Raw genomic sequence first — 13049 nt, 5'->3', positions numbered from 1 at the left:
TTCGTCATGCGCCGCTCCAGCCTGGCTTGGCTAGAACAAGATAGAGCGTGCCCACGATGGCAAGGCTGAGAGCGACTGCCAGACCCATACTCCAGGTCCGTACAGCTTTAGGAGAGAGACTGTCGAGTTTTAGTATCAGTGCGCCGCATAGCGCGTGCCCGACCACCATGATGGCAACCAGGCTGAGCTTGAGGATCAACCAGGGGTCAAACAGGCTATGGCGAATGAAGAGGACGGTCCCGCTGATGATCGCCACCAGGGCACAGGGCGTTGCGATCAATGTAAATACATAACGGAGCAGCTCAGGCCTCAGCAGTTGCAGCGCGGGAAGTGGGGTATCTAGTTCTGACGTAACGTCTCCTGTACCGGGTCGGTAAGGCCGGTCGGCCTTGTGTATATCGCGACCCTGCGCGATCAGCAGGCCCGGTAGATAGAGTAGGCTGCCGCACCACCCAATCAATCCTAGAAAATGCAGCAGCTTTAATAACGGCATAAGTGTCCCACTAATCCAGATACATGCTGGCCTACGGCCGGTCCTTGGGGTCCGACCCCGGGAGGCGTGCAGATGTTCTGATCAGGGAAGAATGGGTTGTAACATAGCTTGTATGAGTGAGCGTTGAGCTGAAGCAATGGAGAGAAAAGCGATCTTCATCATGGACTCTACACAAGCCAGGAACCCCATGCTGTGCGCGTTCGCAGACGGATGCCGCTGCCGCGAAACCATGGCCAGATAGGTGTAAACAAGGCTATATGGATTAAAGAGCCCGACAGCCTCTTGCCGCATTGAACAAAACCCGCCAGCGCGGGCATTGGTGTCAGTTCAACTGGCAGTCCAGGCATCGTTATTTCATATGCGTGCGACTGTACGGGTATCGTTACCTGCGTCTCCATACTACCTGGAACGCGATGAGTCATGGCCCGGATAGTCGGGGCGCTTCTCGCTGAAGATCTAAGAGGCAAACACTGGGCTCAGTGCTCGCCTACCGGCTCAAGATCGTCGGCAATCAAGGCGATGAGCGCATTCTGCTGTCGGCTTGAAAGCTGTCGGAAGCGCTGAAGCAGATCGCGTTCATGCAGGCTTAGGGTAGGGCTATCCATTCGCATGTCAGGATCAGCTTCCAGTAAGCCGTCCTGTACAAGACTTTGCTCAAGATAGGAGATGATTTCGGAGTTCATGCTGCGATGATGGTTGCGGGCGACCTCGGCGATACGCTCACGCATGCCTTCAGGCAGTCGAAGGACGAACTTTTCGGCGGTACGGGTCGAGTAGGATCGAAGGGCTTGTGGCATGAGTCTATTCAGCTCCGTTAAGGTAAGAACGAACAGCTGTGCAGTGAACCGCTCCAGCCAGGTTTCAACAGCGGCCTGACAGCTTGTGGCTATCAGGCCGTGAAATACTTAGATGATCGACAACAGCAGCCGGCCGGCAAAAAACACCAGTACCAACCCCATCGTGCGCTCGAACCAATGTCCCATGCGCAGGAACAGCTGACGCACACGGGGGCTCGAAAACAGAAAGCTGACGAGCATGAACCAGACTGCATTCACGCAGCACATCCACAGGCCATACAGCGCCTGGATTTTCATGGGGGTCTCGCCGCTTACCACGGTGGTAAAGATGGCCAGGAAAAACAGGGTTGCCTTAGGATTGGTAGCATTTGTCAGAAAGCCTATCCGAAAGGCTTTTCCAATCGTTTGCTCGTCAACGACTGCAGGGCTGCCCTGAACCTCATCCAAGGCTTTGGTCGGTTTGCTTTTGAGCAGGCTGATGCCCAGATAAAGGATGTATGCGCCCCCGACGACTTTTGCGACGCTAAGTAGCCATGGAGTGGCATGCATCAGGGCGCCAATGCCCAGAAGCGTGTAAAGCACATGCACTGAAATACCTGCGCCAATGCCCAGTGCCGTGAACAGGCCAACCAGGCGACCGTACCGTACGCTCTGGCGTACGGTAATGGCAAAATCCGGTCCTGGCGCTACTACCGCCAGGAAATGGATAATCGCAAGGCTTAAGAACTCGGTGAGATAAGAGGACGTCAATTTCAACTCCAGAAGGTCAACGGACTGCTAGTGCCTCGATAACCTACGAAGCAGGAAAGGCTAAGGCGTAAATGATCCGAGCCTGGGGTCACGGAGTGCATCTTTCTCGAATTGAAGAGAATGAGGTCACCCGGGTCCGGTCGGATTTCAACATCGGGTGGCCCCAGCAGAGCGGGGTCTATCCCATAACTTGCGCCCCGTAAGGCATCGAATTGATCAGGCGTAAGCTCAGTCCGCCACATTTGTAGAGCACCGCCCTCGCTTGGCATGTTCAGGTATACATTGCAGGCCATCTGAGCCTGAAGGCTCATGGCCTCAGTGCTCTGCGGAGCGTCTTTGATAAAGATATCGTGGTGGGCCAGGAAGCGAACCCCCGGTTTGACGACGCGGGAAAGCCCCACATACATCTTGCGTCCATAAAGGCTTTGCAAACGTGCCCCGGCAGGCCAAACCTCATCCAGGGTACAGCGCAGCAGATCGATAGGGGACAGGTAAGGTTGGCAGCGTCGCCGTAACTCTTCGATATTCTCGTAAACGCTTTCAAAATAGTCTGCCAGCCGCGGCGGCTGATTTTCCGCCTCATAAAAGGCCATACCGATACGGCCAATACTGGGTGCGTTGAGGTAGCTTTCGAAGCCTTGTCCAAGAATTTGCTGGGCTATTTTCAACGCCAGTTCCTGAGGAATGAACTGCCGGACGTGGATGGCCATGATCTCTTCGTTAGCGAGAGCGTTGATGGACGACGTCTCGAGACGCTGCTTTTCAAGCATCATGAGCAGGTTCCTTGGGTTATGGGGTGACTTCCTGATGTGCTCGTTGGGTCGTTATACGTCGTAAGTTCTGACCATTGTGTTGTCACGTCATGGGGAAGTCACATCGTAATGAATGGACAGTTTTCCTTTCTTTTCCTTAACCAGGAGGTCTTTCAACCCTGTGAGCTCCCGTGAAGAGCGAACATGCGTACCGCCACACCCGTAAGGGGTAAAATCACCAAAGCCGACCCGGCGTTGACCTTCCTGATCCAGGGTGATGCTTACTGGCAGGTCCTGCTGTACGAGCTGGACAAAGTGTGATTCCAGCTGCTCCGCATCCAGAGGGCGTGCCTCCTGATCAGGCATGAACTCAATCCGGCCTTCACCTGGCCAATGATGGGCTTTGACTGGCCGCCAGCCAAATGTCTCTCCAATATGACCAATCAGATGCCCAGCGGAGTGTAGGTGCGTATGCAGCTGACGGCGCTCCTTATCGACTCGCGCCTCAACGCGTCCCGGTGTAACAGGTTGCCGTGTGTAGTGGACGATACGCTCGCCATCCTGCTTGACCATAACGACTTCGGCGTCTCCCAGCCTGCCGGTGTCGCTCGGTTGGCCGCCACCCTGAGGATGAAAAGGTGTTGCAACCAGCTCGACTGCGTAAAGATCTTCCCAAGGGGCACAGGTGGTAACTTCAACCTCCATGACCAGAATGTCACTTGAATAATACAGACGCTGAGTCATGTCTAAAGCCCTTTGTAAAGCAGATGCCTGCCCCATTCTAGGGAAGGGGTGATATTGTGATAATCCGCCTGCATTCCAAAGGACTTTTGCGCGGTGAGCACAAATCTATCGATCACCCTGATGGGAGAGATGGTCGTCTTCGTCAAAGTCGTCGAGACCGGCAGCTTTTCCGAGGCGGCACGTCAGTTAGGCACGACGCCTTCTTCCACCAGCCGAAGTGTAGCCCGTCTGGAAAAGGCTCTGGCGACACGCCTCCTCAACCGGACCACGCGCAAGCTACGCCTGAGCGAAAGCGGCGAAGAGGTCTATCGGCGTTGTATAGACATGGTGAATGCGGCGCGTGCCGTTATGGACGTCAGTGGGCAATTCAGCCAGACCCCAGAGGGCGTCATCCGCCTGAGCGTTCCTAAAGCCGTAGGACGGTTTTTGATTCATCCGCACCTGCCCGAATTCCTGCGTCGCTATCCCCAGGTAGACGTACACATGAATCTAAGCGATCACTATGTTGATCTGATTGATGGTGATGTGGATTTTGCCATTCGCATTACCGATCAGCCGCCCCCCGGCCTGATGGGACGAGAGTTGGTGCAAATCGATCACCTGCTGGCTGCCACCCCGCATTATCTGGCCGAGCACGGCATACCCGAGCATCCGCGGGAGCTTACAAAACACAGTTGTATCTATCTTGGGCAAGAGCCAGCCGACTCTCGCTGGCGCTTCCGGAAGGGCAACAAGACGGTCAGTGTTAACGTGCGGGGCCGTTACGCCGCCAATCATACCGGTGCACGGCTGGATGCTGTGCTCCACCATATTGGTATTGGCAGCCTTCCGTATTTCACGGCGCGCTATGCACTGCGTAAAGGGCTGATTGTTCAGGTCTTGCCCGAGTGGTCATTTCAAACGCAATACTGCGGCGGAGCGTGGCTGCTTTATCCTGCAACGCGGCATCTGCAACCCAAGCTCAAGGTATTTATTGATTTTTTGGTTGAGCGATTAAGTCAGGAGCCAACACTCTATGATGATCCAGAAATTGGCGTAGCCGTTACCCAGTATCGTGAGTATGAGATGCCGGAAGCAGGCGGCGACTGGTAGTGCCGCCTGCATGGATCAATAACCGATCGCGGCCCCTGCCGGGCGGCGCACGTCGTTGGAACCGTAAAGATAGCCTTCCCGAACACGCCCGGAGACTGCCGAGTCGTTGCCTGAGTCATCCGCGTTTACGCCCGGCGCACCCGGTAGCCCTACCATGATCAACTCAGCTGCCCCCCATGGCGTTTGTTGAACCATGGTGTAGCCCATCTCTTGTAGGAGCTTGAGGCTGTCAGCTGATACACCTCGCTGCTCGTAATACACCTCGTCGGGCATCCACTGGTGGTGGATCCGAGGCGCATCGACCGCTTCCTGCGGTGGCATGCCATGGTCAATTACATTGAGGGCAGTTTGCAGTGTAATGGAGATGATGCGCGAACCACCCGGTGAGCCCAGCACCATAAAGGTTTTGCCGTCTTTGTTGACCAGCGTGGGTGTCATGGAGGAAAGCGGACGCTTGCCAGGGGCGATGGCGTTGGCAGTACCCTGAACAAGACCATAAAGGTTTTGCTCCCCCACCTTGACGGTGAAGTCGTCCATTTCGTTGTTCAAAAAGAACCCGGTTCCAGGTGCGATGACTACCGAGCCGAAGCGGCCATTGATGGTATAGGTAGTGGACACGGCATTCCCATGCTCATCCATGATGGAATAGTGGGTTGTTTCCGGTTTCTCGCGTGTTTCCATGCCGGGAATGACTTGTGCCGAGGGGGTAGCCTTATTAGGAATGATGCGATTACGCACCTGGGTGGCGTAGTCTTTGCTGGTCAGCTGCTCAACCGGATTGTCGACAAAGGCCGGATCGCCTAAGGAGGTGTTTCGATCCAGATAGGCCTGCCGCATGGCTTCAGTCAGCGTATGAATGTAGTCCGCCGAATTGAAGCCCATGCCTTTCAAGTCATACCCCTCCAGAATATTGAGGGTCTCGCACAGGGTTACGCCTCCAGAGCTGGGCGGTGGCGCCGATACAAACGTGTACCCTCGGTATGTACACGAGAGCGGAGCAGTTTCATTGACTGTGTAACGGGCAAAGTCGTCTGCAGTCAGGACACCGCCTGCAGCCTTGGATGCATTCTCAATGGCCTTGGGAATTGCGCCTTGGTAAAAGGCCTTGGGGCCGTCTTTGGCAATGGCTGCAAGGGTATTAGCCAAGTCGGCCTGCACCAGCCGATCACCCGGTTGAAGCGCAGAGCCATCCTTGCGAAGAAATATCCGGGCGGCTTCCGGATCATCCTTGAAGCGTTCAGCCGTGGTATCAAGGATGTCGGTATCGGCTCGGGTCAATACAAAGCCGTCCCGCGCCAGCTGAATCGCAGGTGCCATGACCTGCGCCCGGGAGAGTTTGCCGTACCGCTGGTGCGCCGTGTCCAGACCCAATACCGTACCGGGTACACCGGCTGCGAGATAGCCATACAGACTGGCGTCTTTACGGACCTTGCCATTGCTGTCGAGATACATGTCCGCACTGGCGGCGGCAGGCGCTTTTTCACGGAAATCGATAAAGGTATCTTTGCCATCGGCCAAGTGGATTGTCATGAAGCCACCGCCGCCGATATTGCCGCAACAGGGATTGACCACCGCCTGCGCATAACCAACGGCGACGGCAGCATCAATGGCGTTACCTCCCGCCTTGAGAATATCTACACCTACCTGGGAAGCCAGCTGTTGCGACGAGACGACCATTCCGTGTCGAGCCTCTACGGCAGGGCTTGAGGCAGCAAATGCAAGTGCAGGCGCCAGGAGCGTAGCGGTCGACAGTGAGACTGCCGCAGCAAAAGGCAATGTCCATTTAGCGAACATCAAGGTCTCCTTGTTGGGGTTATTATCAGGTATACCGCACCGGGCAAAACGCTCCGATGCCATGGATCTTTATGGATACTAAAGGCTGTAGAGTTGCATTGAAACGCTGAAAGAAAAGGCCGGACAATGTCCGGCCTTTTCTTCATCACCTTTAACGGGGTTGAAGCAGCAGCGCGACCAATGCGCTCCACCCGGTCTGGTGCGAAGCCCCCAAACCGCGCCCGTTCTCACCATGGAAGTACTCATGGAACAGGACAAGGTCTGCACAGTCAGGATCATTCTGCAGCTGTGGATAGGCCATCATGCTGGGACGGTGGCCATTCTCGTCTTTTAGGAACATGCGCGTCAGCCGTTCACTGAGCCCATTCGCGACCTCCTCCAGAGACGCGAGATAGCCGGAACCGGTGGGGTATTCCACCGAGAACTTATCCGAGTAGTAGAGGTGAAACTCATGCAGAGACTCGATCAGCATATAGTTGATCGGCATCCACAGCGGTCCGCGCCAGTTAGAGTTACCGCCATAGAGCCTGGAGTCGGATTCAGCAGGTTGATAGCGGGCACTAAGCATGGAGCCATCGTCCTGCCGCATCTCGAAAGGCGCTTCGGCATGTACCTTGGACAGTGAGCGAATACCATACGGGGAGAGAAACTCTTTCTCGTCCAGCATCCGCGTCAATAGACTCTTGGTACGCTGGCCACGCAGCAAGGCCAACAGGAATCGATTGCTTTGGCCGGGTTCAGTCCAACGGGAAACCAGGCGTGACAGATCGGGACGTTGCCGTACGAATTCCTTTAAGCGATCCCGTACGCCGGGCAAGCCTTCATATTCCTTGGATTCGAGAACCTGTACGGCAAACAGCGGAATAAGCCCTACAATCGAGCGCAGCCGCATGGGTTCGCAGGTGCCATCGGCACGGTGCAGTACGTCATAGAAGAACTCATCCTGTTCATCCCATAGCCCATCATAACGCTCCTCACCGGCATTGATCGCTCCGGCGATGTGCAGGAAGTGCTCGAAGAACTTGACGCTGATGTCCACATACACTGGGTTTTCTCTCGCCAGTTCGAGAGCAATGCGCATCAGATCAAGTGCGTAGGCAGCCATCCAGGCAGTACCGTCGGCCTGATCGAGATGCGAGCCCGTTGGCAAGACTGCAGAGCGGTCAAAAATACCGATGTTATCTAGCCCCAGAAAACCACCCTGGAAAAGGTTACGACCTTCGGCATCTTTGCGGTTAACCCACCAGGAAAAGTTAAGCAACAGCTTATGGAAGACACGCTCCAGAAACTCCCGGTCACCATGGCCTTTCAGCTCTTTTTCCTGCTGATAGACATGCCAGCAGGCCCAGGCATGAACCGGTGGATTGGCATCTTCAAAATTCCACTCGTACGCCGGTAACTGGCCGTTAGGGTGCATAAAGCGGTCTTTTACCAACAGTAGCAGTTGCTGTTTGGCAAAGCCGGGATCGATCATGGCATAAGCCACAGCCTGGAAAGCAAGGTCCCAGGAGGCGTACCACGGGTATTCCCATTTATCAGGCATCGACACGATGTCGAAATTGACCAAGTGTCGCCACTGAGTGTTTCGGCCGTTCTTACGCTCATAAGGTGGGGCCGGACGGTTGGGGTCACCCGTGATCCAGCGATTTACTTCGAAATAGTACAGCTGCTTAGACCATAGCAGCCCGGCAATGGCTTGGCGTTGTACGTTACGAGCGTCTTCGTCAACGATGTTATGCTGCAGTTCGGCATAGAAGGCATCGGCCTCAGCGCGACGTTGGGCGAATACGGCCTTAACGTCAATATGCGGATCAGCCGTCTCCGGGGCAAATCGCAGATAAACGACGGACCGGCCCTTACCCTGAACATCCAGCGTAAAATGGGCCGCGGCCTTGCTGCCAGAGTCACGGCGGATCGCCTGCTCATCACCGCTTACCACATAGTCGTTGATGCCGTCCTTGAACGGACCTGCTGCTTCAACGCCTTCCAGTTTAGGTCTGTTGGTTTCGTTGTTGCAAAAGATCCATTCAGGCGTTACGTCACCCCAGGCCGTAGTCACGTAGTCGGCCCAATTGTAATTGGTCGCCTTGACTCGGCCATCATCCATAATAGACAGCAACGGTCGTTGAGGCGCGCCAGTCCAGACCCAGGTATTACGTGTCCACAGGTGGGGCATGACATGCAGCCGGGCTGCTTCTGTCGAGCGGTTTACTACCGTAACCCGCATCAGCACATCATCAGGTGTATTCTTGGCGTACTCCACCGTGACGTCGAAGTAGCGGTTATCGTTGAAAACGCCAGTATCGAGAATCTCGTACTCGGCATCCGCCAGGCCACGGCGAGCATTTTCCTCAACCAGATCCTTATAGGGAAACTCGGCATGAGGATATTTGTAGAGCATTCGCATGTAGGCGTGGCTTGGGACACCATCAAGGTAGAAGTACAGTTCCTTGACGTCCTCGCCATGGTTACCCTCTGCATTGGTCAGGCCGAACAGGCGCTCCTTGATGAACGGATCGCGCTCATTCCAGAGTCCTAACGCCAGACACCATTGCTGGGCTACATCGGAAAAGCCGGCCAAGCCGTCTTCGCCCCAGCGATAGGCCCTGCTACGCGCATGCTCATGCGGAAAATAGCTCCAGGCATTGCCGTCGGCACTATAGTCCTCGCGCACCGTTGCCCATTGGCGCTCACTCAGGTAGGGCCCCCATTTTCGCCAGTGTTCAGCATCAGCGCCAGAAAGCCGCTGACCTTCGACTGTGTTGAGGATGCCCGGTGCTGGATGTGCCGTCATCGTGTCTCCCGTGATAATCCAGATTGTCCAATCCAGGTGCGCATGGAAACGCCCTTAATGATGTATAGACACTCTTTGCCCAGAGAGGATTCATATTCAACGCTTACGGCCTCAACTGGGAAGCATGTTAAGCAGGGGCTAGCGGCACGAAACGTCTTAGATAGCACCTTTTACGGAGGAGTTAACCTGAAACCTATTCATGTACGGCAACCTTTTCTTACAGTTCATAAGCGCTTGATATGACAGTACAATGGCCTATCGCTTTGTAATCATCAGTAGAGAAGAACAGGCACCTGTTTTCTTGCGGATGCAAGGTGGCTGCTCTCGTACTTACCCGTTCGCGAGAGAACTTACGGCTTGCCAGGCTTATAAAGCCTTTGAGTTGTGCATGTCGGCTTACCCACCGATGTGACATCTTACCGGTAGGCAATGAGCGTTCCCGTTCGTTACATGCGCGGGAATCCTTCCAATCCGTCACGAAAGACCCATCAGAAACAGGCCTGATCGTCACACCGTATTAGTCAGAAAGGAAACGGAAGTAAATGTTGAACAAACGGATCACCTTGATTGCTTGTGGCGTATTGAGTGCAACTCAAGCATTGGCGGCTGAAACCCAGGCCTCCAATGGATTCATAGAAGACAGCAGCCTCAAGCTATTCCTGCGCAATGCCTATATGAATCGTGACTACAAGCACGGCAATGAGGACAAGGCGGAGTGGGGGCAGGGTGTAACGGCTAATTTCGCATCTGGCTTTACGCAGGGCACCGTAGGATTTGGTGTTGATGCCTTTGCTCTTTACGGTTTGCGTCTGGACGGAGGCAGGGGGCGCTCTGGCGCTGGCGGTATCGATTTTTTCAAACAGGGTGACAGTGGCAAGGCTGCCAGCGACCTTTCTAAGGCAGGCGCATCGATCAAGGTAAGGTTTTCCAATACGACCATTACCTACGGCGATCAGATGCCAGCGCTGCCTGTGCTGAACACCGACACGTCCCGCCTGCTGCCGGAAAGCTACACCGGTACGCTGATTACCTCGAAAGAAATCGATGGGCTGATCCTTAATGCCGGACGATTCACTGAAGAGTCCCGCAAGAGCGCCCAAGGCCGTGACAGCGCGGGTCTGAAGAAGATTGACGTGATTGGGGGCAGCTATAAGTTCTCTGACCAGTTCCTGGCCTCGCTTTATGCCTCCGATGTAAAAGACGTTCTGAAAAAGCAGTACATCAATCTGAACTATGTGCTGCCGATTGATCAAGACCAGTCTCTAACGCTCGACTTCAATGGATACAGGACTCGCCTGGACAAGCGTTTTGCCCAAACCTATTCAGGCGATGCCAATGCGCGTGATAACAAGATCTGGAGTCTGGCTGCAACGTACTCAGTCGGCCCTCACTCTTTTACCCTGGCTCACCAGCGCAGTACTGGTGATATCGGCTACCCCTACGGCTGGTATCAGAACGCAGGCGGTGTAGGTGATGGTGGTATGACGATCTTTCTGGCCAACTCCTACTGGTCTGACTTCAACGCCAAGGACGAGCGCTCATGGCAGCTGGGTTATGGGCTGGATTTCTCCACCTACGGCGTGCCGGGCCTAAGCTATCAACTGGCTTATATCCGCGGCGATCATATCGATGCCGGTGATGGGCGCGGTAAAGAGCGCGAGCTGTTCAATCAGGTGAAATACGTGGTTCAGAATGGTCCAGCCAAGGATCTTTCAGTACGCCTGCGTAATTCCATCCTGCGTACGTCGAACAATGTCCGTTCCTATAACGATGATGGCAACGAAGTTCGTCTCTTCATCGATTACCCGATCAGCATCTTCTAAGTAAGTGCTGGCCGGTTAAGTCGACGAGGCGGATCGCTTATCTTGAGCGATCCGCCTCCTGCAATAATCAATTGTGATAACAGTTGATTGCAGCCCCAGATGTGTTCCATGAATTATTTGCAACGCGTTAGGGTAGCCAGTGTGTCGCCGCCCAGTACTCCCCTCCAGAATAGCCTTAATGCCAAGTTTGCCTAAAACGGCGCTCTTGGGAAAATAAAGCTTTTAAGGATAAACGGTCGGGTATTTGCATACAAAATGTCACAAAGAGAGCATAGCGTGAGGTGAACAGTTCTCTAAGGTCCTCTTGTATGTCCACCATCCAGACTCACGATGCGGCACCCCCAGCCACGCGTCCTCGGCTGGACCAGACGTTCAGTCCACGCAGTCTCTTTCTGTTTTTCGCTCTGCTCATTGCGGGCATTCTTATCAGCTCCTACGGCATCGTCAGTGATGTCCGCGAGGCGGGCTCGGTCGCTACCACATGGCTGCCTTTCGCGCTGCTGGGCCTTGCCCTGGTCATCGCGCTTGGATTCGAGTTCGTCAATGGCTTTCATGATACGGCCAATGCCGTGGCAACAGTCATTTACACGCATTCCTTACCGGCCCAGGTGGCCGTCGTGTGGTCCGGTATCTGGAATTTCATGGGTGTGATGCTTTCCAGTGGTGCCGTAGCGTTCGGGATTGTCGCGCTATTGCCTGTAGACCTGATTCTGCAAGTAGGCTCCAGCAATGGCTTTGCCATGATTTTTGCCTTGCTGATTGCCGCGATCGTCTGGAACCTGGGCACTTGGTGGCTAGGATTGCCTGCTTCATCGTCTCATACCTTGATTGGCTCGATACTGGGTGTCGGATTGGCCAACGCCTGGCTGGAAGGACGATCCGGTAGCAGTGGCGTGGATTGGAGTCAGGCATCAAAGGTGGGCTATGCGCTTTTCTTATCGCCACTGGTAGGCTTCATTTGTGCAGCGCTCCTGCTACTGACGTTACGTGTGTTGGTCAAGCAGCAAGCGCTCTACCAGGAGCCCAGAGGCACACAACCGCCACCGTTCTGGATCAGGGGGCTCCTCATCCTGACCTGCACAGGGGTGTCGTTCGCCCACGGTTCCAACGATGGCCAAAAAGGCATGGGGCTCATCATGCTGATCCTGGTTGGCACATTGCCGATGGCCTATGCACTCAACCGAGCGGTACCGGCGACTCAGACGCCACAGTTTGTTGCTGTAGCTCAAGTAACTCAGCAAGGGCTGGTCAGGGATGTACCTGGAGCCGCGCCCGCTGATCCACGGGGTGTACTCGTTGAGTATGTCCGTACCCGCAAGGCCACGGATGAAATTATTCCTGCACTAGGGGCTGTAACAGGGTTGATAGCCGATGAAGTGAAAAACTACGGCACGCTGGCTAACGTACCGGCCCAGGCCATGATGAACGTGCGTAACGACATGTATCTGACGTCTGAAAGTATCAGGTTGCTTGAAAAGCAAAAGCTGGACACCTTTTCCCAAGACACACGAAACAACCTGAACGAATTCAAGCGCCAGATTGACGAGGCGACGCGCTTCATTCCGCTTTGGGTAAAGGTGGCGGTAGCGATTGCGCTGGGCATGGGAACACTGGTGGGATGGCGGCGGATCGTCATTACCGTGGGTGAGCGTATCGGCAAAACGCATCTCACCTATGCCCAAGGCGCCAGTGCAGAGTTGGTGGCTATGGCCACGATTGGCGCCGCCGATATGTATGGGCTACCCGTCTCGACGACCCATGTCCTTTCATCCGGCGTGGCGGGAACCATGGCAGCTAACGGCAGCGGCCTACAGATGTCCACGGTACGTAACCTGGCACTTGCCTGGGTATTTACCTTGCCCGCTGCGATGCTGCTATCCGGCCTCTTGTATTGGCTCTTCCGAAGCATTTTCTAATAGCCAATGGCGAATAACTGGCTGCTGTAAACACAGCAGCCAGACGCGAAAGGTTAACAGCACATCTACCGCTCGCCCCTGAATACTCTATTCA

The 13049-nt window shown here is 54.8% G+C and carries 10 protein-coding genes; 3 read left to right on the top strand and 7 right to left on the bottom strand.

Annotation, left to right across the window (positions count from 1 at the left end; translation table 11 throughout):
- Positions 1 to 4 precede the first annotated feature (4 nt).
- The 5 genes from IEX86_RS14980 to IEX86_RS14960 form a co-directional block, all read right to left on the bottom strand.
- Entirely contained in the window at positions 5 to 493 is a 489-nt protein-coding gene (locus tag IEX86_RS14980) for a CopD family protein (RefSeq protein WP_188866934.1), read from the bottom strand.
- Between the two features lie 476 nt (positions 494 to 969).
- Complete coding sequence (locus IEX86_RS14975; RefSeq protein WP_188866933.1) at positions 970 to 1290, bottom strand: Arc family DNA-binding protein; 321 nt, start codon at positions 1288 to 1290, stop codon at positions 970 to 972.
- 108 nt (positions 1291 to 1398) lie between these two features.
- Positions 1399 to 2040, bottom strand: a complete 642-nt coding sequence (locus IEX86_RS14970) for a LysE family translocator (protein ID WP_188866932.1) — start codon at positions 2038 to 2040, stop codon at positions 1399 to 1401.
- A 2-nt stretch (positions 2041 to 2042) separates the two neighbouring features.
- A complete protein-coding gene (locus tag IEX86_RS14965; protein ID WP_188866931.1) occupies positions 2043 to 2813 on the bottom strand; it encodes a 2OG-Fe(II) oxygenase in 771 nt (256 codons plus the stop codon).
- A gap of 87 nt (positions 2814 to 2900) precedes the next feature.
- Positions 2901 to 3536 (bottom strand): alanyl-tRNA editing protein, encoded by a 636-nt coding sequence (locus tag IEX86_RS14960; RefSeq protein ID WP_188866930.1) that lies wholly within the window; start codon positions 3534 to 3536, stop codon positions 2901 to 2903.
- Between the two features lie 93 nt (positions 3537 to 3629).
- Between IEX86_RS14960 and IEX86_RS14955 the strand changes: the two genes are divergently transcribed.
- Positions 3630 to 4628 carry a LysR family transcriptional regulator gene (locus IEX86_RS14955; protein ID WP_229685357.1) on the top strand — a complete coding sequence of 333 codons (999 nt, stop codon included), beginning with the start codon at positions 3630 to 3632 and terminating at the stop codon, positions 4626 to 4628.
- Positions 4629 to 4643: 15 nt separating this feature from the next.
- Here the strand turns inward: IEX86_RS14955 and ggt are convergent, their stop codons facing one another.
- Positions 4644 to 6422 (bottom strand): gamma-glutamyltransferase, encoded by a 1779-nt coding sequence (gene ggt, locus IEX86_RS14950; protein ID WP_188866929.1) that lies wholly within the window; start codon positions 6420 to 6422, stop codon positions 4644 to 4646.
- Positions 6423 to 6573: 151 nt separating this feature from the next.
- Entirely contained in the window at positions 6574 to 9216 is a 2643-nt protein-coding gene (locus tag IEX86_RS14945; RefSeq protein WP_188866928.1) for an MGH1-like glycoside hydrolase domain-containing protein, read from the bottom strand.
- 542 nt (positions 9217 to 9758) lie between these two features.
- On the opposite strand from IEX86_RS14945, the gene IEX86_RS14940 reads away from it, so the two are divergent.
- Both IEX86_RS14940 and IEX86_RS14935 read left to right on the top strand, forming a co-directional pair.
- Positions 9759 to 11039 (top strand): OprD family porin, encoded by a 1281-nt coding sequence (locus IEX86_RS14940; RefSeq protein ID WP_188866927.1) that lies wholly within the window; start codon positions 9759 to 9761, stop codon positions 11037 to 11039.
- 308 nt (positions 11040 to 11347) lie between these two features.
- On the top strand, positions 11348 to 12955 hold the full coding sequence (locus IEX86_RS14935; RefSeq protein ID WP_188866926.1) for an inorganic phosphate transporter: 1608 nt from the start codon (positions 11348 to 11350) through the stop codon (positions 12953 to 12955).
- Positions 12956 to 13049 lie beyond the last annotated feature (94 nt).

This window comes from Pseudomonas asuensis, assembly GCF_014646755.1.
In the GTDB taxonomy this organism is placed as follows: Bacteria; Pseudomonadota; Gammaproteobacteria; order Pseudomonadales; family Pseudomonadaceae; genus Chryseomonas; species Chryseomonas asuensis.
This window is presented reverse-complemented; position numbering and strand designations above follow the sequence as displayed.